Source organism: Rhizobacter sp. AJA081-3 (assembly GCF_017795745.1).
GTDB lineage: Bacteria > Pseudomonadota > Gammaproteobacteria > Burkholderiales > Burkholderiaceae_C > Piscinibacter.
Genome location: NZ_CP059067.1, coordinates 1,729,316 through 1,749,659, shown reverse-complemented (window position 1 = coordinate 1,749,659; position 20,344 = coordinate 1,729,316). Strand labels below are relative to the sequence as shown.

19 protein-coding genes are annotated in these 20,344 nt (G+C 67.4%); 7 read left to right on the top strand and 12 right to left on the bottom strand.

Annotated features, from left to right (window positions below; genetic code table 11):
• The first annotated feature begins 38 nt into the window (after window positions 1-38).
• Window positions 39-1,610: a methyl-accepting chemotaxis protein gene (locus tag HZ992_RS26030; RefSeq protein WP_209386201.1), complete on the top strand. Its 1,572-nt coding sequence runs from the start codon at window positions 39-41 to the stop codon at window positions 1,608-1,610.
• Between the two features lie 18 nt (window positions 1,611-1,628).
• Here HZ992_RS26030 and HZ992_RS08330 read toward each other — a convergent pair whose 3' ends face one another.
• The gene (locus HZ992_RS08330; protein WP_209386200.1) at window positions 1,629-2,093 is read right to left on the bottom strand and encodes a CBS domain-containing protein; all 465 of its coding nucleotides are present in this window, start codon (window positions 2,091-2,093) and stop codon (window positions 1,629-1,631) included.
• 74 nt (window positions 2,094-2,167) lie between these two features.
• Here HZ992_RS08330 and HZ992_RS08325 point away from each other — a divergent pair, with 74 nt between their 5' ends.
• Genes HZ992_RS08325 through HZ992_RS08310 form a run of 4 tightly spaced genes read left to right on the top strand, consistent with a single transcriptional unit; the run spans window position 2,168 to window position 5,955 of the window.
• On the top strand, window positions 2,168-3,469 hold the full coding sequence (locus tag HZ992_RS08325) for an O-acetylhomoserine aminocarboxypropyltransferase (protein ID WP_209386199.1): 1,302 nt from the start codon (window positions 2,168-2,170) through the stop codon (window positions 3,467-3,469).
• Window positions 3,469-4,296 (top strand): alpha/beta fold hydrolase, encoded by an 828-nt coding sequence (locus tag HZ992_RS08320; protein ID WP_209386198.1) that lies wholly within the window; start codon window positions 3,469-3,471, stop codon window positions 4,294-4,296. Before HZ992_RS08325 ends, HZ992_RS08320 begins: the two co-directional genes overlap by 1 nt.
• Window positions 4,293-4,616 carry an Mpo1-like protein gene (locus tag HZ992_RS08315; RefSeq protein WP_209386197.1) on the top strand — a complete coding sequence of 108 codons (324 nt, stop codon included), beginning with the start codon at window positions 4,293-4,295 and terminating at the stop codon, window positions 4,614-4,616. The genes HZ992_RS08320 and HZ992_RS08315 overlap by 4 nt, the downstream gene beginning before the upstream one ends.
• A gap of 37 nt (window positions 4,617-4,653) precedes the next feature.
• On the top strand, window positions 4,654-5,955 hold the full coding sequence (locus HZ992_RS08310; protein WP_209386196.1) for a GGDEF domain-containing protein: 1,302 nt from the start codon (window positions 4,654-4,656) through the stop codon (window positions 5,953-5,955).
• 104 nt (window positions 5,956-6,059) lie between these two features.
• Here HZ992_RS08310 and HZ992_RS08305 read toward each other — a convergent pair whose 3' ends face one another.
• Window positions 6,060-7,307, bottom strand: coding sequence for a YihY family inner membrane protein (locus HZ992_RS08305; RefSeq protein ID WP_245213396.1), 1,248 nt, complete (start codon window positions 7,305-7,307; stop codon window positions 6,060-6,062).
• A 20-nt stretch (window positions 7,308-7,327) separates the two neighbouring features.
• Between HZ992_RS08305 and HZ992_RS08300 the strand changes: the two genes are divergently transcribed.
• Window positions 7,328-7,699 carry a DUF2069 domain-containing protein gene (locus tag HZ992_RS08300; protein WP_209386194.1) on the top strand — a complete coding sequence of 124 codons (372 nt, stop codon included), beginning with the start codon at window positions 7,328-7,330 and terminating at the stop codon, window positions 7,697-7,699.
• A complete protein-coding gene (locus HZ992_RS08295) occupies window positions 7,696-9,096 on the top strand; it encodes an FAD-binding oxidoreductase (protein WP_209386193.1) in 1,401 nt (466 codons plus the stop codon). The genes HZ992_RS08300 and HZ992_RS08295 overlap by 4 nt, the downstream gene beginning before the upstream one ends.
• A 261-nt stretch (window positions 9,097-9,357) precedes the next feature.
• Here the strand turns inward: HZ992_RS08295 and HZ992_RS08290 are convergent, their stop codons facing one another.
• Genes HZ992_RS08290 through nuoG form a run of 10 tightly spaced genes read right to left on the bottom strand, consistent with a single transcriptional unit; the run spans window position 9,358 to window position 20,342 of the window.
• The gene (locus HZ992_RS08290; RefSeq protein WP_209386192.1) at window positions 9,358-9,792 is read right to left on the bottom strand and encodes a DUF1178 family protein; all 435 of its coding nucleotides are present in this window, start codon (window positions 9,790-9,792) and stop codon (window positions 9,358-9,360) included.
• 24 nt (window positions 9,793-9,816) lie between these two features.
• On the bottom strand, window positions 9,817-10,413 hold the full coding sequence (locus tag HZ992_RS08285; protein WP_209386191.1) for an NUDIX domain-containing protein: 597 nt from the start codon (window positions 10,411-10,413) through the stop codon (window positions 9,817-9,819).
• A 10-nt stretch (window positions 10,414-10,423) separates the two neighbouring features.
• A complete protein-coding gene (gene nuoN, locus HZ992_RS08280; protein WP_209386190.1) occupies window positions 10,424-11,905 on the bottom strand; it encodes an NADH-quinone oxidoreductase subunit NuoN in 1,482 nt (493 codons plus the stop codon).
• Between the two features lies 1 nt (window position 11,906).
• Entirely contained in the window at window positions 11,907-13,385 is a 1,479-nt protein-coding gene (locus tag HZ992_RS08275) for an NADH-quinone oxidoreductase subunit M (protein ID WP_209386189.1), read from the bottom strand.
• Window positions 13,386-13,409: 24 nt separating this feature from the next.
• Complete coding sequence (gene nuoL / locus HZ992_RS08270) at window positions 13,410-15,431, bottom strand: NADH-quinone oxidoreductase subunit L (protein ID WP_209386188.1); 2,022 nt, start codon at window positions 15,429-15,431, stop codon at window positions 13,410-13,412.
• Window positions 15,432-15,438: 7 nt separating this feature from the next.
• The gene (gene nuoK / locus HZ992_RS08265; RefSeq protein WP_209386187.1) at window positions 15,439-15,756 is read right to left on the bottom strand and encodes an NADH-quinone oxidoreductase subunit NuoK; all 318 of its coding nucleotides are present in this window, start codon (window positions 15,754-15,756) and stop codon (window positions 15,439-15,441) included.
• Complete coding sequence (locus tag HZ992_RS08260) at window positions 15,753-16,388, bottom strand: NADH-quinone oxidoreductase subunit J (RefSeq protein WP_209386186.1); 636 nt, start codon at window positions 16,386-16,388, stop codon at window positions 15,753-15,755. Before HZ992_RS08260 ends, nuoK begins: the two co-directional genes overlap by 4 nt.
• Before the next feature lie 39 nt (window positions 16,389-16,427).
• Window positions 16,428-16,925, bottom strand: a complete 498-nt coding sequence (gene nuoI / locus HZ992_RS08255; RefSeq protein WP_209386185.1) for an NADH-quinone oxidoreductase subunit NuoI — start codon at window positions 16,923-16,925, stop codon at window positions 16,428-16,430.
• Between the two features lie 19 nt (window positions 16,926-16,944).
• Complete coding sequence (gene nuoH, locus HZ992_RS08250; RefSeq protein ID WP_209386184.1) at window positions 16,945-18,009, bottom strand: NADH-quinone oxidoreductase subunit NuoH; 1,065 nt, start codon at window positions 18,007-18,009, stop codon at window positions 16,945-16,947.
• 8 nt (window positions 18,010-18,017) lie between these two features.
• A complete protein-coding gene (nuoG, locus tag HZ992_RS08245; protein WP_209386183.1) occupies window positions 18,018-20,342 on the bottom strand; it encodes an NADH-quinone oxidoreductase subunit NuoG in 2,325 nt (774 codons plus the stop codon).
• Window positions 20,343-20,344 lie beyond the last annotated feature (2 nt).

Sequence of the window (20,344 nt, the reverse complement as noted above, 5' to 3'; positions counted from 1 at the left end):
GTGATCCCACATCTTGTCTGAACGCATGGAGCATTCGAATGAAGAACCGCAAGAGCTGGACCGTGGCCGCACAGCTGGGCATGGCCTTCGGCGTCCTGCTCGCCTTGATGCTGATGGCTTCGCTGGTGGCCGGCTGGGCCCTGAAGAGCACCAGCGCCTCGCTGCGCACTGTCTACGAAGACCGGACCGTGCCGCTGGAGCAGCTCGGCGAGATCGTCACCTTCGCGCAGCGTGACCGCGTCCTGCTGATGGACATGCTGCTTCGCCCGGACCCTGCCAACATCGAGAGCCGCAGCAAGGAGATCGCGAAGAACCGCGAGCGCGCCGACAAGCGCTGGCGCGAGTACATCGCCACTTTCCTCACCGAGGAGGAGAAGAAGCTCATCGCCCGCGCCGAGCCGGCCATGAAGACCTACGTCGAAGCAGGATTGAAGCCGATGCTGGCCGCGATCCAGGCCGGCAAGCTGGATGAGGCGCGGCAGCTCTATGTCAGCCGGATCAGCCCCCTGTCCAAGCCGATGATGGCGAGCACCGACGACCTGGTGATGCTGCAGGTCGACGTGGCCAAGTCCGAGTTCGAGGCCGCCACGCGGCTCGACAACAAGATGCAGGCGAGTCTTGTCGCCCTGACCACCGCCTCGATGCTGCTGGGTGCCGTGCTGGCGTGGCAGATCACCCGCCGGCTGGTACGTCAACTCGGCGCCGAACCCGCAGAACTCGCCGTGGTGGCGCAGCGCATCGCGTCGGGCGACCTGTCGAACCATGCGCAACGCCGCGAGATGCCCGGCAGCGTGATGGAAGACATGTCCAAGATGCGCGCAGCGCTGGTGACCGTGGTGAGCACGGTACGAACGGGTGTCGATTCGGTGGCCACGGCCAGCGCACAGATTGCGCAGGGCAACCTGGACCTGAGTTCGCGCACCGAGGAGCAGGCCTCCAGCCTGCAGCAGACGGCGGCCTCGATGGAGCAGCTCACCGGCACGGTGAAGAACAGCGCCGACACCGCGCGCCAGGCCAGCACGCTGGCAGAGGGCGCCGCCAGTGTGGCCACGCGTGGCGGTCAGACGGTCCACGAGGTGGTGACCACGATGACCGAGATCCAGGACTCGAGCCGCCGCATCGCCGACATCATCGGCGTGATCGACGGCATCGCCTTCCAGACCAACATCCTGGCACTGAACGCGGCGGTGGAGGCCGCACGTGCTGGCGAACAGGGCCGAGGGTTCGCCGTGGTGGCCGGCGAGGTGCGAGCCCTGGCGCAGCGCAGCGCCCAGGCTGCGCGCGAGATCAAGTCGCTGATCGACGACTCGGTGACCCGCATCGACACCGGCAGTCAGCGCGTGACACAGGCCGGCGCGACGATGAACGCGATCGTGGAGGAGATCCGCCGCGTCAACACGCTGGTGGGCGACATCACCAGCGCGAGCCGCGAGCAGAGCGAAGGCATCGGCCAGGTGAACGTGGCCATCGCACAACTCGATCAGGCCACGCAGCAGAACGCGGCGCTGGTGGAGGAGTCGGCTGCCGCCGCGGCGAGCCTGCGGGCTCAAGCCGAACGGCTGTCGGGTGTGGTGGCGATGTTCACCTTGCCGGCCACGCAGGCGGCCTGAACCGCTCGAAGAAAGATCTCAGGTCGACGCGGATTGCGCGCCGGGCTCGTCGACCGGCCAGTCGCGGATGTAGGCCTTGAGCATGCGATTCTCGAAATCCTGGCTGTCGACCACTGCCTTGGCCACGTCGTAGAACGAGATCACGCCCATCAGCGTGCGCTGGTCCATCACCGGCATGTAGCGCGCATGCCGCTCGAGCATCATGCGGCGCACCTCGTCGATCTCGGTCTCGGGCGTGCAGGTCAGCGGGTGGTCGTCCATCACGCTGCGGATGGTGCTGCTGCCCACCGTGCCACCGTTCTTGACGACGGCCGCGATGACTTCGCGGAAGGTCAGCATGCCCACCAGTTCGCCGTGGTCCATCACGACCAGCGAGCCGATATCGCGGTCGGCCATGGTCTTCAGGCCGAGCGCCAGCCCTTCTTCCGGGTTGGCCGTGAAGAGCGTACCTCCCTTGACGCGCAGGATGTCGCTGACCTTCATGATCTTCTCCTCGTCGCAAGTCGCGGCCCAATATAGCCCACAATTCCGGGCGAAGACAGCCCAGTGGAGACCCCATGCCCGGAGCCGCGGATCCCGGATTCGACACCCTCGCGCTGCATGCCGGCGCCGCGCCCGATCTGGCCACGGGCGCGCGAGCGGTACCGATCCACCTGACGACATCGTTCGTCTTCGAGTCCAGCGAGCATGCCGCTTCGCTGTTCAACCTGGAGCGCGCCGGCCACGTCTACAGCCGCATCTCCAACCCCACCAACGCGGTGCTGGAGGAGCGCGTGGCGGCGCTCGAGGGCGGCGTGGGCGCCATCGCCACGGCCAGCGGCCAGGCCGCGCTGCACCTGGCGGTGGCCACGCTGGCCGGCGCCGGCTCGCACATCGTCAGCTCGAGCGCGCTGTACGGCGGCTCGCACAACCTGCTGCACTACACGCTGTCGCGCTTCGGCATCGAGACGACATTTGTCAAGCCGGGCGACATCGACGGCTGGCGCGCCGCGATTCGCCCGAACACGAAGCTGCTGTTCGGCGAAACGCTGGGCAATCCGGGCCTGGACGTGCTGGACATCCCCACCGTCTCAGCCCTGGCCCATGAGCACAAGCTGCCACTGCTGGTCGATTCCACCTTCACCACGCCGTGGCTGATGAAGCCCTTCAACCACGGCGCCGACCTCGTCTTCCATTCGGCGACCAAGTTCCTCTCCGGCCACGGCACGGTGATCGGCGGCGTGCTGGTGGACAGTGGCCAGTTCGACTGGGACCGTTCCGGCCGCTTCCCCGAGCTGTCGCAGGGCTACATCGGCTTCCATGGCATGGTGTTCAGCGAAGAGAGCACCGTCGGCGCCTTCCTGCTGCGCGCGCGCCGCGAGGGCCTGCGCGACTTCGGTGCCTGCATGAGCCCGCACACGGCGTGGCTGATCCTGCAGGGCATCGAGACCTTGCCGCTGCGCATGGCACGGCACGTCGAGAACGCACGCAAGGTGGTGGCCTTCCTGGCCGCCCATCCGCTGGTGTCGTCGGTCGGCTATCCCGAGCTCGAAGGCCACCCGAGCCACGCGCTGGCGAAGAAGTTGCTGCCGCGCGGCTGCGGTTCGGTGTTCAGCTTCGACATCAAGGGCTCGCGCGCCCAGGGCCGGGCCTTCATCGAATCGTTGAAGCTCTTCTCTCACCTGGCCAACGTGGGCGACTGCCGCTCGCTCGTGATCCACCCGGCTTCGACCACGCACTTCCGCATGGACGACGACGCCCTCGCGCGGGCTGGCATCTCGCCCGGCACGATCCGCCTGTCGATCGGCCTGGAAGATGCAGACGACCTCATCGACGACCTCAAGCGCGCGCTGAAGGTCGCCGAGAAGGCGGTGGCCTGATGGACCTCGTCGTCGACGGCCGCAAGGCCTACGCCTACACCGGCGGCAAGCCGTTCGACGCGGCCCTGCCCTGCATCGTGTTCGTTCACGGCGCGCTGCATGACCACAGCGTTTGGAACCTGCTGGCGCGCTGGTTCGCGCACCACGGCCACGCGGTGCTCGCGGTGGACCAGCCGGCGCATGGCCGCAGCGAAGGGCCGCCGCTGCCGAGCGTCGAGGCGCTGGCCGACTGGACGCTGGCGCTGCTCGATGCTGCCGGCGTGCGGCAAGCCGCCTTCGTCGGCCACAGCATGGGCTCGCTGGTCGGACTGGAGGCCGCCGCCCGCGCGCCGCAACGTGTGAGCCGCCTGGTGATGGTGGCCACCGCCTACCCGATGAAGGTGTCGGACGCACTCTTCGCGACGGCGCGCGAGCAGCCGCTGCGGGCGATCGACATGGTCAACGTGTTCTCGCACTCCAGCATCGCCAGCAAGCCGTCGTTTCCCGGTCCGGGCATGTGGCTGCATGGCGGCAACCGCGCCCTGATGCGTCGCATGCTCGCCGGCGCGCCGGGCCTGGACGGCAGCAACCTGTTCGAGCACGACTTCCGCATCTGCGACCGCTACGCCAACGGCCTGCAGGCTGCCGGGAAGGTGCGATGCCCGGTGACGTTCGTGCTGGGCGAACGCGATCAGATGACAACGCCGAAGAACACGCGCGACATCGCCGGGGCGCTTCATGCCCACATCGTCACACTCCCCGCCGGGCATACCCTGATGACCGAGGTGCCGGACGGGGTGTTGAATGCCTTGCGGGAGGCCCTGGCCCGCCCCGTGGAGCGATCATGAGCACAGCCGCCGCCGATCCCAAGGCGATGAAGACCTTCGCCGAGTTCTATCCCTTCTACCTGAGCGAGCACAGCAACCGCACCTGCCGGCGGCTGCATTTCGTCGGCTCGACGCTGGCGCTCGTCTGCCTGGGCATGCTGCTGGCCACCGGCCGGCCGCAGTACCTGCTCTACGGCCTGCTGTGCGGCTACGGCTGCGCATGGATCGGCCACTTCGGCTTCGAGAAGAACAAGCCGGCCTCCTTCAAGAGGCCGCTGTTCAGCTTCATGGGCGACTGGGTGATGTACAAGGACATCTGGACCGGCCGCATCCCGTTCTGAGGTCAGCGCACTCCGGATGGCAGCCTCGCCGACGCCCATGCCCGAACCGCACGACATTCCCGCCAGCACGCTCGAACGGCTCGTCGACGTCGTTGCCCTGCCGATCGGGCGCTGGGATGCCGATGCCCGCCTCGTGTTCTGCAACCGGCCCTACCAGCTGTGGTCGGGCCGCACGCGCGACGAACTGATCGGCCAGACGCTCGCGCAGTTGTACGGCGACGAAGCCTGGGAACGCGCCCGGCCGGCCTTCGAGCGCGCCTTTCGCGGTGCCACCACTAGCTACGAGCGCCTGCTGCGCCACGGCACGCTGACCGGCCGCTGGGCGCGCATCCAGGTGTTCCCCGACGCCGATGCGAGCGGGCAGGTGCACTCGGTGTACACCATCGCCACCGACATCCACGAAGACGTGACCGCGCGCGAAGCGCTGATCGCCGCGCGCGTGCGGCTGGATCGCTTCACCGAGAACATCCCGAACCCGCTGACCTACGTCGACCGCGAGTTCGTGCTGCGCTTCGTCAACAAGGCCTATTGCGAGATGGTGGGCAAGCCGGCCGACCAGCTGCTGGGCCGCCACATCGGCGCGGTGCGCGGGCAGCGCCGCTGGGCCGAGCACGAACCGCACTTCCGCCGCGCGCTCGAAGGCAAGACGGTGCAGTACACGCGCCTCGTCGATGGCCTGGCCAACAACCTGACCGGCGGCCCGCGCTGGTTGCGCACCAGCTACGTGCCCGACTTCGACGCCGAGGGTCAGGTGGTGGGCCTGTACACCGTGACCATCGACGTTCACGACCTCACGGTCGCGCAGGAGCAGCTGCGCCGCAGCGTCGAGCGCGACGTGCTCACCGACGTGCTCAGCCGCCGCACGATGATGGACCGCATCGAAGCGGCGCTGGTCACCGCGGTGCACGACCCGGTGGCGCTGTTCTTCGTCGACCTCGACGGCTTCAAGTCGGTGAACGACCGGCTCGGCCACCGCGAGGGCGATGCCTTGCTGATCAAGGTGGCGCAGGCGCTGCAGTCCAGCGTGCGCGCAGACGATGCCGTCGGCCGCTTCGGCGGCGACGAGTTCCTCGTGCTCGCCTCGGTGCGCGGCCAGGCCGGCGCCCGTGCCCTGGCGCTGCACATGCTCGAGGCGGTGCGCCGCGTCAGCGCCGGCGTGCCCGGTGGCGGGGTCAGCGCGAGCATCGGCTATGCGATCGCGCCCGCCGACGCACAGCATCCGCTGAAGCTGCTGCAATGCGCCGACGATGCGATGTACGCCGCCAAGCGGCTCGGCAAGGACCGCGTGCAGCACACTGCGGAGCGCAGCAGCGCACCCAGCGACCCGGCCACGCACTGAGCCGCCGCAGCGAAGCGCCTCTGAAAGTGCGCAGCGCAGGCGGCTCGACTCAGGCCGACGCTGGCCAGCTTCGCAGGGCCTTCGCTTTGGCCTGAGCCGGCAGGTCAACCCTGAAGCAGTTCGGCCAGCGTGAGGCGGTCGAAGCCGACCCGTTCGCGAAAGCCGCGCATCGACGGCAGCGGCTCGAGCAGCATCTGCGCCAGCAGCGGCCCGGCCGGTGTCGTTGCCGGGTCGCACAGCAGCACGAAGCGCGCGGCGCCGGCTTCGTCGAGCCGGGCCAGCCAGTCGAGTTCGACCAGCGCGTCGACGATGGGTTCGGCCTGCAGCGGATCGACGCGCAGCGATTCCGACAAGTCCACCAGGCTGAGCCCGCGCACCTCGCTGCGCCGGGCACGGTCGAGTTCGGCCAGCAGCGCCACGGCGAGCGAGAAGCGCGAGCCCGGGCCATCGGGCCAGCGCGTCACCCGCATCAACAGGCTGGGCGTGTAGGCCGCGATCACCGCACCGAGCAGGATGATCACCCAGCCGAGGTAGATCCAGACCAGGAAGATCGGCAGCGTCGCGAAGGCGCCGTAGACCATCGCGAAGGTGGGCACCTGCGCGATGTACCAGGCCAGGCCCTTCTTCGCGACCTCGAAGCCCACCGAGACGAACAGCCCGCCGGCCACCGCGTGCCGCCAGCGCACATGCGTGTTGGGCACGTAGTGGAACAGCGCCGCCATGCCGGCGGCCAGCAACACGAACTCGATGGTGTTGAGCAGCAGGCTCACGCCGCCGGGCAGTTCGGAGACGATGCCGCGCGAGGCCGAGATCACGTACGAAGTCAGGCTCAGGCTCACGCCCAGCACCAGCGGGCCGAGCGTGGCGGCCGCCCAGTAGACGAGCACGCGCTGCGCGATCGGCCGCGGCGTGCGCACCCGCCAGATGGCGTTGAGCGTGCGGTCGATGGTCAGCATCAGCGCGAGTGCCGCCAGCAGCAGGAACACCAGGCCCACGGTGCCCAGCCGGTTGGCCTTGGAGGCGAACTGCGTCAACGCGCCCAGCACCGGCTTGGCGATGCTGTCGGGCACCAGGCTCTGCAGGAAGTACTTCTGCAGCGAGTCCTGGAAGGACGAGAACATCGGGAAGGCCGCGAACACGGCCAGCATCACCGTGACCAGCGGCACCAGCGAGATCAGCGTGGTGAAGGTCAGGCTGCCGGCGGTCAGGCCGAGGTGGTCTTCGCGGAAGCGCTGGCGCAGCGTGCGCAGCGTGTCCAGCCACGGCCAGTGCTGCAGTGTCGTGAGCAGCAGCGCGACCCGTTCCCGCCAGCCCTCCTCGAAGCGTGCCCTCAGGTGAGACGGAAGATTCATTGCTGGCATCATAGCCAGCGATGCATCACGAACCTTCACCCACCGTCGCCTGGACGCAGCGCGTCGCCGTGGCCAGCCTGCTCGGCCTGATCCTGCTCGGCCTGGCCTGGGAGCTGTGGCTGGCCCCCACCGGCAACCGCACGCTGGTGCTGAAGGTGCTGCCGCTGACGCTTCCGCTGGCCGGGCTGCTCAAGCGCCGGCTCTACACCTACCGCTGGGTCAGCCTGGTGGTGTGGCTGTACTTCATCGAGGGCGTGGTGCGGGCGATCGGCGACCGGGGCCTGTCGGCGCAACTGGCCATGATCGAAATCCTGCTGTGCCTGAGCCTCTTCGCGGCCTGTGCGGCGCACGTGCACGTGCGCTTACGCCGTTCGCCCGAGGGCGCCGCATGACCCTGGAGGCCTCGCTGCGCGGCATCGTCGGCTCGGCCCACGTGCTGCAGGGTGGCGACCTCGCCGCCTACGAGATCGACTGGCGCAAGCGCTATCACGGCCGCGCCCGGCTGGTCGTGCGCCCCGCCACCACGGCGGAAGTGGCCGCGGTCGTGCAAGCCTGTGCCGCCGCGGGCGCCGCGATCGTGCCGCAGGGCGGCAACACCGGCCTGGTGGGCGCTTCGGTACCTGACGGCAGCGGCACGCAGGTGCTGATGCACATGGGCCGCCTGAACCGCATCCGCGCGATCGACGGCGCCAACCTGACGATGACGGTGGAAGCCGGCTGCCTGCTGCAGGCCGTGCAGGAGGCGGCCGCCGCGCAGGGCTGGCTGTTTCCGCTGAGCCTGGCCGCCGAGGGCAGCTGCACCATCGGTGGCAACCTGGCCACCAACGCCGGCGGCACGCAGGTCGTGCGCTACGGCAACGCACGCGAGCTGTGCCTCGGCCTCGAGGTGGTGACGGCCGAGGGCGAGGTGTGGGATGGCCTGTCGGGCCTGCGCAAGGACAACACCGGCTACGACCTGCGCGACCTGTTCATTGGCAGCGAAGGCACGCTGGGCCTGATCACCGCCGCCACGCTGAAGCTCTACCCGCTTCCCACGGTGGTCACCACCGCCCTCGCCTCGCTCGACTGGCTCGACTCCGCGGTCGCGTTTCTCGGCCTCGCGCAGGCGCGGCTGGGAGCTTCGCTGACCGGCTTCGAGGTCATGAACCGCTTCTCGCTGGACCTGGTGCGACGGCACTTCCCGCAGCTCGCACAGCCGTTGCCCGGCGCCGGCTGGACGGTGCTGCTGGAGCAGTCCGGCAACGAAAGCGAGGCGCAGGCCACGCAGCGCTTCGAGTCGCTGCTCGAGGCGGCGATGGAGAGAGGGCTGATCACCGATGCGGCCGTGGCCTCCAGTCTCGAGCAGGCCAAGACCCTGTGGCACCTGCGCGAGGCCATCCCGCTGGCACAGAGCCTGGAGGGCCTGAACATCAAGCACGACATCTCGGTGCCGATCTCGCGCATCCCGGCCTTCGTGCGCGCCACCGACGAGGCGCTCGAGCGCGCCGTGCCCGGCGTTCGGCTGGTCGACTTCGGCCACCTGGGAGACGGCAACCTGCACTACAACGTGCAGGCGCCGGCCGGCATGGATGCACAGCGTTTCCTCGCCGAGCACGAGGAGCGGGTGAACGACATCGTCTACGACGCGGTGATGGCCCATGGCGGCTCGATCTCGGCCGAACACGGCATTGGCGCACTCAAGCGAGACGAGCTCGCCCGGCGCAAGTCGCCGGTGGCGCTGAAGCTGATGCGCGCGATCAAGCAGGCGCTGGACCCGCACGGCCGAATGAACCCGGGTCGGGTGGTCTGAATGCGGTTCGCACTCCTGCACTGAAGTGCGCTGCACAAGAGCGACCGGCAGCTTGCGGTCCTTTGCGATCTTCGGGGGGCTGCTTTGCGTGCGACGGTCATGGTCGCAGGGCGACGGCGGTACCCGCGTTCTCCGGCCCACGCTCGCGCGCCAATAGCTGCGGACCTTCGTGAATGTCTGCAAGGGGCCGACAACGGACAGTGCAGACAACCCCGTTCGCAGATCCCAGAAGGCAAATGCGTCTGATCCGACGCGGCGGTGCTACTGCACCGGCCCTTTGAGCGCGGCAGGCACCGGGAGCGCCACCACCTCGATGCCCTCGTCGCGCAATGCGTCGGCATCCTCGCGTGAGGCTTGGCCGCGGATGCCGCGGGTGGCCGTCTCGCCGTAATGCATGCGCCGCGCCTCTTCAGGGAAGCGCGTACCGACGTCCTCGGTGCTGGCCATCATGTGGCGCACGGCCTGCATCCAGGCGTTCTGCAGTTCGTTGCCGGCGCTGGGGGCCGCAGCGTCTTCGTCGCGCCGCGGCGCGGACGACTTGATCCGTGGGGCTGTCGGCAGCCGGGTCACGGCGGTGTCCGCGCACACCGGGCATGACACCATGGCGCGCGACGTCTGCGACTCGAAGTCATCGGCGGATGCGAACCAGCCTTCGAAACGATGGTCGTGAGCACAGCGCAGGTTCAGGACCTTCATGCGCCGGATTATGGGGTGCCGTGCTTAAGCCGGCGTCAGCCCCTGAATGACCCAGCGCCCGGCGCGCCAATTCTGCAGCCACTGCAGGCCGACCAGCGTCTTGGCGTCGGTGACTTCACCAGCGGCGCAACGGCGGTCGAGCTCGTCCATGCTGCACAGCTGCAGGTCGAGGAACTCGCCCTCGTCGAGTCGGCGCTCGCCGGCTGTCAGGCCGCGGGCGAACCAGATCTCGATGCGTTCGTTCGAGTAGGCAATCGCGTTGTGCAGGGCACCGGCCAGTGCCCATTCGCGCGCGCGGTAGCCGGTCTCCTCGAACAGTTCGCGCTGCGCGCACTGCAGCGTCGGCTCGCCGGGCTCGAGCTTGCCGGCGGGAAACTCGAGCATGACCTGCGCGAGCGGGTAGCGCCATTGCCGCTCCATCACGAGCCGGCCGTCGTCGAGGATGGGCACCACCATCACGGCACCGGGGTGCACGATGAACTCGCGTGTGGCCTGCGCACCGTCGGGCAGGCGGATGCGGTCGCTGCGAACGTGCAGCAGCTTGCCCTGGAAGACGGTCTGCGAGGAGACCGTCTCCTCGCGCAGGTGCGCGTCGTCGGGGTTGGCGGGCGGCTGACTCACGCCCGCACGCTCAAGTGCCCAGCGCCTTGACGATCGCCTGAGCGCACATCGCCATCAGCCCGCCGGGCAGGATGCCGAACACCAGCACGGCGGCGCCGTTGAGCGACAGCAGCGTGCGGACTTCGCCGGTGCTGACGATGGGCCGCGTGTCCGTCGGCTCTTCGAAGTACATCACCTTGACCATGCGCAGGTAGTAGAACGCCGCCACCAGCGACAGCAGCACCGCGATCACTGCGAGCCAGATGTACAGCGCCAGGTTGGTCGACACCAGCGCCTGCAGCACGGCCAGCTTGGCATAGAAGCCCACCGTCGGCGGGATACCCGCCAGCGAGAACATGAAGATCGCCATCACCGCGGCGTACCACGGGCTGCGCCGGGCCAGGCCCTTGAGGTCGTCGATCTGCTCGGCCTCGTGCCCGTGGCGCGAGAGCAGCATCACGATGCCGAAGGTGCCCAGCGTGGTGAACACGTAGGTGAGCACGTAGAACATCGACGAGCTGTAGCCGTTGGCCGCCGACAGCGTGTTGCCTGACACCACCGTGGGCGTCAGGCCCAGCAGCATGAAGCCCATCTGGCTGATCGTCGAATAGGCCAGCATGCGCTTGAGGTTGCTCTGCGCGATGGCGGCCAGGTTGCCCAGCGTCATCGACGCGACCGCCAGCACGATCAGCATCTGCTGCCAATCGACGGCCAGGCCCGACATGCCTTCGACGAGCAGCCGGATGGTGATCGCGAACGCCGCCAGCTTCGGTGCGCCGGCCACCAGCACGGTGACGGCCGTGGGCGCGCCCTGGTAGACGTCAGGGATCCACATGTGGAAGGGCACGGCGCCGAGCTTGAAGGCCAGGCCCGACACCACGAACACCAGTCCCAGCACCATCACCGCCTTGTCGATCTGACCGGTGGCGATGGCGTTGAAGACGGTGGGGATGTCGAGCGAGCGCGTGGCTCCGTACATCATCGACAGGCCGTAGAGCAGGAAGCCGCTGGCCAGGGCACCGAGCACGAAGTACTTCATCGCCGCCTCGGTGGCCGGCGCGTGGTCGCGGCGCAGCGCCACGAGCGCGTACAGGCTCAGCGACATCAGTTCCAGGCCGAGGTAGACGACCAGGAAGTTGTTCGCCGACAGCATCACGCAGATGCCCAGCAGCGAGAACATCGACAGCGAGATGAGCTCGCCCTTGAGCATCTCGCGCTCGGCGGCATAGGGCCGCGCATAGGCGAGCGACACCATCACCGCGATCGTGGCGAAGAAGCCGAGCAGGTGGCCCATCGGATCGGCGACCACCATGCGCTGCACGGCGTAGAAGGTCTGGCCGGCGTCGAAGAGCGAGAGGTGCATCAGCGCGACCGCAGCGAGCGAGGCTTGCGCCAGCAGGTAGGTGGGCGTGCGCCGCGGGTGCGTGACCCACAGGTCGACCAGGGCGACCACGCAGGCCATGACCAGCAGGACGATCTCGGGGGCGATGGCGAGCCAGTTCATCTCGTTCATGTCAGGGGACCAGCTTGGATTGCGCCACGTGCTTGAGCAGTTCGGTCACCGAGACGTGCATCACGTCGGTGAAGGGCTTCGGATACACGCCCATCCAGAGCACCGCGACGGCGAGCACGGCCATCATCAGGAACTCTCGGCCGTTCAGGTCGGTGAGCGCCTTGACGTGGTCGTTGGCCACCGGGCCGAAGTAGACGCGCTTGACCATCCACAGGTTGTAGGCCGCGCCGAAGATCAGCGCCGTGGCCGCGAGCATGGCCAGCCAGAAGCCGGCCTTCACCGTGCCGAGAATGACCATCCATTCGCCGATGAAGCCGCTGGTGCCGGGCAGGCCGCTGTTGGCCATCGCGAAGAACACCGCGAAGGCAGCGAACTTGGGCATGGTGTTGACCACGCCGCCGTAAGCCGCGATCTCGCGCGAATGCACCCTGTCGTAGAGCACGCCGATGCACAGGAACATGGCGCCCGAGATGAAGCCGTGCGAGACCATCTGCACGATGCCGCCGGACATGCCCAGCTCGCTGAAGATGAAGAAGCCCAGCGTGCAGAAGCCCATGTGGGCGATGGACGAGTACGCCACCAACTTCTTCATGTCCTGCTGCACCAGCGCCACCAGGCCGATGTAGATCACCGCGATCAGGCTCAGGGCGATGATGAACCAGTCCCACTGGCGGCTCGCGTCCGGCGCGATCGGCAGCGAGAAGCGCAGGAAGCCGTAGGCGCCGAGCTTGAGCATGATCGCCGCCAGCACCACCGAACCGCCGGTGGGCGCCTCGACGTGGGCGTCCGGCAGCCAGGTGTGCACCGGCCACATCGGCACCTTCACCGCGAAGGCGAGGAAGAAGGCGAAGAAGAGCAGGGTCTGCGCGCTCGCCGGCAACGGCAGCTTGTGCCAGGCCAGGATGTCGAAGCTGCCGCCCGACTTGTAGTAGAGGTAGACCAGCGCCACCAGCATCAGCAGCGAGCCGGCCAGCGTGTACAGGAAGAACTTGAAGGCCGCGTAGACACGCCGCGGACCACCCCAGATGCCGATGATGATGTACATCGGGATCAGCGTGGCTTCGAAGAACACGTAGAACAGCAGTCCGTCGAGCGCGCTGAACACGCCGACCATGATGCCGGAGAGGATCATGAACGCGCCCATGTACTGGTTGACGCGGTCGGTGATGACCTCCCAGGCCGAGATCACCACGATCACGGTGATGAAGGCCGTCAGCGGCACGAACCACACCGACAGGCCGTCGACGCCGAGCGCGTACTTCACGTTGAAGCGCTCGATCCAGGGCAGCGTCTCGGTGAACTGCATCGCCGCCGTGCCCGTGTCGAAACCGGTGATCAGCGGCAGCGTGACGAGGAAGCTGATCAGCGAACCGATCAGCGCCACCCAGCGCACCGCGTCGGCTTTGTCGTCGCGCCCGATGGCCAGCAGCAGGACGCCGCAGGCGATCGGCAGCCAGATGGCAAGGCTCAGCAAACCCATGTTCTTGTTCTCCGTGCCTGATCGCTACTTGGCGATCAGGGTGCCCAGGTAGGGCCACAACTGCCAGGTCATCAGGCCGATGACACCCACGATCATGACCAGCGCATACCAGTAGAGGTAGCCGGTCTGGAAGTAGCGCGTGACGGCCGCCAGGCTGCCCACCGCACGGGCCGAGCCATTGATCACGATGCCATCGATGAAGCCGACATCGCCGCCCTTCCACAGGCCGCGGCCCAGGCCGCGCGCCGCCGGTGCCAGCAGCGTCTCGTTGATCCAGTCCATGTAGTACTTGTTCTCGAGCACGCGCACCACCGGGCTGAAGATGCGCGCGAAGGCCGCCGGGATCTCCGGCTTGACCATGTAGAACACATAGGCCGTGACCACGCCGCCCAGCGCCAGCCAGAAAGGCAGCGTGCTCAGGCCGTGCATCGCCATGGCCAGCGCACCGTGGAAGCCCTTGGCCAGCTCGGCCATCGCCCCGTGGCGCTCGATGTTGACGAAGATCGAGTCGGAGAACAGCTCGCCGAACAGCATCGGCTGGATCGTCAGGTAACCGATCACCACCGAGGGAACTGCCAGCAGGATCAGCGGCGCCGTCACCACCCAGGGTGACTCATGCGGATCGTGATGCTCGCCATGGTCGTCATGGTGGTCGTGCTCGCCCGGGAAGGGCTTGTGGTGGAAGCGCTCCTTGCCGTGGAAGACGAGGAAGTACATCCGGAACGAATAGAAGGCCGTGACGAACACGCCGACGATCACCGCGAAGTAGGCGAAGCCCGCGCCCGGCAGGTGCGAGGCGTGCACCGCCTCGATGATGCTGTCCTTGCTGTAGAAGCCGGCGAACAGCGGCGTGCCGATCAGCGCCAGCGAACCCAGCAGCGAGGTGATCCAGGTGATGGGCATGTACTTGCGCAGGCCGCCCATGTTGCGGATGTCCTGGTCGTGGTGCATGCCGATGATCACCGAGCCGGCGGCCAGGAACAGCAGCGCCTTGAAGAAGGCATGCGTCATCAGGTGGAACACCGCCACCGAGTAGGCCGAGGCGCCCAGCGCCACCGTCATGTAGCCCAGCTGCGACAGCGTGGAGTACGCGACGACACGCTTGATGTCGTTCTGGATGATGCCCAGGAACCCCATGAACAGCGCCGTGATCGCGCCGATCACCAGGATGAAGCTCAGCGCGGTATCCGACAGCTCGAACAGCGGCGACATGCGCGCCACCATGAAGATGCCGGCCGTCACCATGGTCGCCGCGTGGATCAGCGCGGAGATCGGCGTCGGGCCCTCCATCGAGTCGGGCAGCCACACGTGCAGCGGGAACTGCGCGCTCTTGCCCATGGCGCCGATGAACAGGCAGATGCAGGTCACCGTGATCAGCATCCAGCCAGTGCCGGGCAGCATCAGCTTGGCCATCTCGGGGCCGCGAGCGAAGGCTTCGCCGTAGTTCAGCGTACCGGCGTAGGTGACGATCAGGCCGATGCCCAGGATGAAGCCGAAGTCGCCGACCCGGTTGACGAGGAAGGCCTTCATGTTCGCGAAGATCGCCGTCGGCTTGGTGTACCAGAAGCCGATCAGCAGGTAGCTCACCAGGCCCACCGCCTCCCAGCCGAAGAACAGCTGCAGGAAGTTGTTGCTCATCACGAGCATCAGCATCGAGAAGGTGAACAGCGAGATGTAGCTGAAGAAGCGCTGGTAGCCGGGGTCTTCTTCCATGTAGCCGATGGTGTAGATGTGCACCATCAGCGACACGAAGGTCACCACGCACATCATCATCGCGGACAGGCCGTCGATCAGGAAGCCGATCTCCATCTTCAGGCCACCGAGCACCATCCACTCGTACACGGTGGAATTGAAGCGCGCGCTGTCGACAGCGACCGACTTGAGCACCATCGCCGAGAGGATGAAGGCGATCAGCACGCCCAGGATGGTGATGCTGTGCGCGCCGCGCCGGCCGACGGTCTTGCCGAACAGTCCGGCGACGACGGCGCCGACCAGCGGCGCCAGCGGAATCGCCAGCAGGAGGTTGGGGTTCAATGCTGCGGACATGGAGGCCTCAACCCTTGAGCGAGTCGAGCTCGTCGACGTTGATCGTGGAGCGGTTGCGGAACAGCACCACCAGGATCGCCAGGCCGATGGCCGACTCGGCCGCCGCCACGGTGAGGATGAAGAACACGAACACCTGGCCCGCCATGTCGCCCAGATAATGCGAGAAGGCCACGAAGTTCAGGTTGACCGCCAGCAGCATCAGCTCGATGGCCATCAGCAGCACGATCAGGTTCTTGCGGTTCAGGAAGATGCCGATCACCGACAGTGCGAACAGGATCGCGCCGAGCGACAGGTAGTGGCCGAGCGTCACCGGGCCGAGGATCATTTCTGCTCTCCCGCGGGAGCGGCCGGTGCGGGAACTTCCACCGTCGCCTTCATCTGCACGATGCGGACGCGGTCCGCCTTCTTGGCCCGCACCTGCTCGGCCGGATCCTGGTATTTCGAGTCCTTGCGGCGGCGCAGCGTCAGCGCGATCGCGGCCACGATCGCCACCAGCAGCACCACCGCGGCGATCTGCAGCGGGTACAGGTACTTCGTGTAGATCTCGATGCCCAGCAGCTTGGTGTTGCCCATCTTGAGCGCAACGGCGTCGGCCACCGGCGCGCTGCGCACGTCGAAACCGGGGATCAGCACCAGCGCCATCTCCAGCGCGATGACCACGCCGATCAGCCCGGCCAGCGGGAAGTGCTTCCAGAAGCCCTCGCGCAGCGAGTCGGTGTTCATGTCGAGCATCATCACGACGAACAGGAACAGCACCATCACCGCCCCCACGTAGACGAGCACGAGCGCGATGGCGAGGAACTCGGCACGCAGCAGCATCCACACGCAGGCCGCATTGAAGAAGGCCAGCACGAGGTAGAGCACGGCGTACACCGGCGTGCGTGCGGTGATGACGCGGAACGCGGCAAACAGCAGCACGGCCGAGAAGACGTAGAAGAGCGCGGTGGTGGTATCCATGTTTTTCTTGCAGCCCGCGAAGGCCGACCGCCGGAGCGGTCAGCGGTACTTGGCGTCCGCCTCCTTGGTGGCCGCGATCTCGCGCTCGTAGCGGTCGCCCACCGCGAGCAGCATGTCCTTGGTGAAATACAGGTCGCCGCGCTTCTCGCCGTGGTACTCGAAGATGTGCGTCTCGACGATCGAATCGACCGGGCAGCTCTCTTCGCAGAAGCCGCAGAAGATGCACTTGGTCAGGTCGATGTCGTAGCGCGTGGTGCGGCGCGAGCCGTCGTCGCGCACGTCGGACTCGATGGTGATCGCCATCGCCGGGCACACCGCCTCGCACAGCTTGCAGGCGATGCAGCGCTCTTCGCCGTTCTCGTAGCGGCGCAGCGCGTGCAGGCCGCGGAAGCGCGGCGACAGCGGCGTCTTCTCTTCCGGAAACTGCACGGTGATCTTGCGCTGGAAGAAATGCCGCCCCGTGAGCTTGAAGCCCTTGAGCAGTTCCAGCAGGAAGAAGCTGGAGACGAAGTCCTTGAGGGTCGAAGCGGATGCCATGGTGCCTGCCTGCTTCCCGTTATTTCCAGATGTTCCAGGGGGACTGGATCCACAGCCCCACCACCACCAGCCACACCAGCGTCACCGGGATGAAGATCTTCCAGCCCAGGCGCATGATCTGGTCGTAGCGGTAGCGCGGGAAGCTCGCCCGCACCCACAGGAACAGCGTGCACATCACGAAGACCTTCAGGCCAAGCCAGATCCAGCCCGGGATCCAGGTGAACAGCGCGCTGTCGATCGGCGACAGCCAGCCGCCGAGGAACAGCAGCGAGGCCAGCATCGAGACGAGGATGATGTTCGCGTACTCGGCGAGGAAGAACATCGCGAAGGACATGCCCGAGTACTCGACCATGTGGCCGGCGACGATCTCCGATTCGCCTTCGACCACGTCGAACGGGTGGCGGTTGGTCTCGGCGATGCCGGAGATCACGTAGACCACGAAGATCGGCAGCAGCGGCAGCCAGTTCCAGGACAGGAAGGTCAGGCCGATGTCGGCGAAGCGGCCGCGGCTCTGGCCCATGACGATGTCGCTCAGGTTCAGCGAGGCCGAGACCATCAGCACGACGACGAGCGCGAAGCCCATCGCGATCTCGTACGAGACCATCTGCGCCGACGCGCGCAGCGCGCCGAGGAAAGCGTACTTCGAGTTCGATGCCCAGCCGGCGATGATCACGCCGTAGACCTCCATCGAGGTGATGGCGATCAGGAGCAGCAAGCCGGCGTTCACGTTGGCCAGCGCAACCTCAGGGCCGAAGGGCACGACCGCCCACGCGGCGAGCGCCGGCATGATGGTCATCACCGGGCCGAGGAAGAACAGGCCTCTGTTCGCCGCCGTCGGCAGGATGACTTCCTTGAAGATCAACTTCACCGCATCGGCGATCGGCTGCAGCAGCCCCAGGGGGCCCACGCGGTTGGGGCCGGGGCGGACCTGGCTCCAGCCGATGGCCTTGCGCTCCCACAGCGTGAGGTAGGCGACGCAGCCCATCAGCGGCAGGACCAGCACGACGATCTTCACGAGCGTCCAGACGACCGGCCAGAACGGGCCGAGCAGCGAGGAGCCGTAGGTGGTGACGGTATCGAGCATCGTGCGACTCAGGCTTTCTCGACCGTGACAGCGCCGAACATGGCGCCGAGGGTCGCGGTATCGGCATGGCCGGCCGGAACGCGCACGGTGTCGGCAGCCAGCGATTCGTCCAGGCGCGCCGGCAACACGGCCTGCTGCGCGCCCTGCGCCACGCGCACACGGTCACCGGTGGCCAGGCCCAGGCGCGACCACAGCGCCTGCGGCAGGCTGGCCTGCGGCGCACGGGCGTCGGCGGTCTGCTGCAGCGATGGCGCTCGGCGCACCAGCGGATCGGCGCTGTAGATCGGTACGTCGGCAATGCGCTGCAGGCCGGAGGCGGCGGCAGGTGCCGACACGGCGACCGAGCCGCCGTTGTCCAGGCGCGCGGCGATCGTGGCGACGTCGCCCAGCGCTTGCGCGCGGACGTCTTCGGAAGTCTCGAAATCGAAACCCGCGAGGCCGAGCATGTTGCCCAGCACGCGCAACACCTTCCAGGCCGGGCGCGCCTCGCCCAGCGGCTTGACGACGCCATGGAAGCTTTGTGCGCGGCCTTCGGCATTGACGAAGGTGCCGGAGGTCTCGGTGAAGGGCGCGATCGGCAGCAGCACGTCGGCCAGGTCGAGCGAGGCGTTCTTGAAGGCGCTGAGCGCCACCACCATCTCCGCACCCTGCAGTGCGGCGAAGGCAGCGCTCGGATCGGCGGCGTCGAAGCGCGGCTCGACATCGAGCAGCAGCACGGCCTTCAGCTGCGCCGTGGCGAGCATCTGGCCGGCGTTCAGCCCGCCACTGCCCGGCAGGGCGTTGACGAGTTGGGCGCCCACCGTGTTGGCCGCTTCGCCCAGGTAGCCCACCGACGCGCCGGTCTGTGCGCCGATCCATTGCGCCAGGGCGAGCAGCGCGCCGGCCTGCGGGTGCTGCGCGGCGGCATTGCCCAGCAGCACGGCCTTGCGCTCGCCGCTGAGCAGCGAGTCGGCGATGGCCTTCGCCGCGGCATTGGCGTTGCCAGCCAGAGGTGCGTTCGTGCCCTTGGCAGCGGCCACGGCGGCGGCCACGTCGGCCAGCGACTGCAACCAGGCCGAGGGTGCGGCGGTGAGCTGCGTGCCCATCGGCATCAGCCAGTCGTCGCGCAGCGCATGCAGGCTGTGCACCTGCGCACCCTTGCGCGCCGCCTGGCGGATGCGCTGGGCGAACAGGGGATGGTCCTTGCGCAGGAAGCTTCCGACCACCAGCACACGCTGCAGGCCCGACAGTGCCGCCACCGGGAGGCCGAGCCAGCGCGCCTTGCCCGGCGCCGCGGTGTTGGCGAAATCGGCGTGGCGGGTGCGGTGATCGATGTTCTCGCTGCCCAGGCCGCGCGCCACCTTGGCCAGCAGGTGCAACTCTTCGACGGTGGCGTGCGCAGAGCCCAGCGCGCCGATCGCGGCGGGGCCGTGGTCGACCTTGATCTGCGTGAGGCCGCGCGCCACGTACTCCAGCGCGGTGGTCCAGTCGACCGTCTTCCACTGGCCGCCCTGCTTGAGCATGGGCGCGGTCAGGCGCTCGTCGCCGTTGAGCGCTTCGTACGAGAAACGGTCGCGGTCGGCGATCCAGCATTCGTTGACGTCTTCGTTCTCGAGCGGAACGACGCGCATCACCTTGTTGTTCTTGACCTGCACGATCAGGTTCGCGCCGGTTCCGTCGTGCGGGCTGACGCTCTTGCGGCGCGACAGCTCCCAGGTGCGGGCGCTGTAGCGGAACGGCTTGCTGGTCAGCGCGCCGACCGGGCAGATGTCGATCATGTTGCCCGACAGCTCGGAGTCGATCGTCTCGCCGACGATGGTGGTGATCTCCGAATGCTCGCCGCGGTGGATCATGCCGAGCTCCATCACCCCGGCCACTTCCTGGCCGAAGCGCACGCAGCGCGTGCAGTGGATGCAGCGGCTCATCTCTTCCATCGAGATCAGCGGGCCGACGTTCTTGTGGAAGACGACTCGCTTCTCTTCGGTGTAGCGCGACGACGAGGCGCCGTAGCCGACGGCCAGATCCTGCAGCTGGCACTCGCCGCCCTGGTCGCAGATCGGGCAGTCCAGCGGGTGGTTGATGAGAAGGAACTCCATCACCGATTGCTGGGCCTTGATCGCCTTGTCGCTCTTGGTGCGAACGATCATGCCTTGCGTCACCGGCGTGGCGCAGGCGGGCATGGGCTTGGGCGCCTTCTCGATGTCGACCAGGCACATGCGGCAATTGGCCGCGATCGAGAGCTTCTTGTGGTAGCAGAAGTGCGGGATGTAAGTACCGGCCTTCTCGGCGGCGTGCATGATCACGCTGCCTTCCAGCACCTCCACCTTCTTGCCGTCGAGTTCGATTTCGATCATGG

Excerpts from the sequence above, each read along its gene's own strand:
- HZ992_RS08325 (WP_209386199.1), top strand. The coding sequence starts at position 2,168 with ATGCCCGGAGCCGCGGATCCCGGATTCGACACCCTCGCGCTGCATGCC.
- nuoN (WP_209386190.1), bottom strand. The coding sequence starts at position 11,905 with ATGAACGAGATGAACTGGCTCGCCATCGCCCCCGAGATCGTCCTGCTG.
- nuoK (WP_209386187.1), bottom strand. The coding sequence starts at position 15,756 with ATGATCCTCGGCCCGGTGACGCTCGGCCACTACCTGTCGCTCGGCGCG.
- nuoI (WP_209386185.1), bottom strand. The coding sequence starts at position 16,925 with ATGGCATCCGCTTCGACCCTCAAGGACTTCGTCTCCAGCTTCTTCCTG.
- HZ992_RS08330 (WP_209386200.1), bottom strand. The coding sequence starts at position 2,093 with ATGAAGGTCAGCGACATCCTGCGCGTCAAGGGAGGTACGCTCTTCACG.
- HZ992_RS08315 (WP_209386197.1), top strand. The coding sequence starts at position 4,293 with ATGAGCACAGCCGCCGCCGATCCCAAGGCGATGAAGACCTTCGCCGAG.
- nuoH (WP_209386184.1), bottom strand. The coding sequence starts at position 18,009 with ATGCTCGATACCGTCACCACCTACGGCTCCTCGCTGCTCGGCCCGTTC.
- nuoG (WP_209386183.1), bottom strand. The coding sequence starts at position 20,342 with ATGATCGAAATCGAACTCGACGGCAAGAAGGTGGAGGTGCTGGAAGGC.
- HZ992_RS08260 (WP_209386186.1), bottom strand. The coding sequence starts at position 16,388 with ATGGATACCACCACCGCGCTCTTCTACGTCTTCTCGGCCGTGCTGCTG.
- HZ992_RS08305 (WP_245213396.1), bottom strand. The coding sequence starts at position 7,307 with ATGAATCTTCCGTCTCACCTGAGGGCACGCTTCGAGGAGGGCTGGCGG.
- HZ992_RS08300 (WP_209386194.1), top strand. The coding sequence starts at position 7,328 with ATGCATCACGAACCTTCACCCACCGTCGCCTGGACGCAGCGCGTCGCC.
- HZ992_RS08310 (WP_209386196.1), top strand. The coding sequence starts at position 4,654 with ATGCCCGAACCGCACGACATTCCCGCCAGCACGCTCGAACGGCTCGTC.
- nuoL (WP_209386188.1), bottom strand. The coding sequence starts at position 15,431 with ATGTCCGCAGCATTGAACCCCAACCTCCTGCTGGCGATTCCGCTGGCG.
- HZ992_RS08290 (WP_209386192.1), bottom strand. The coding sequence starts at position 9,792 with ATGAAGGTCCTGAACCTGCGCTGTGCTCACGACCATCGTTTCGAAGGC.
- HZ992_RS26030 (WP_209386201.1), top strand. The coding sequence starts at position 39 with ATGAAGAACCGCAAGAGCTGGACCGTGGCCGCACAGCTGGGCATGGCC.
- HZ992_RS08320 (WP_209386198.1), top strand. The coding sequence starts at position 3,469 with ATGGACCTCGTCGTCGACGGCCGCAAGGCCTACGCCTACACCGGCGGC.
- HZ992_RS08275 (WP_209386189.1), bottom strand. The coding sequence starts at position 13,385 with ATGGGTTTGCTGAGCCTTGCCATCTGGCTGCCGATCGCCTGCGGCGTC.
- HZ992_RS08295 (WP_209386193.1), top strand. The coding sequence starts at position 7,696 with ATGACCCTGGAGGCCTCGCTGCGCGGCATCGTCGGCTCGGCCCACGTG.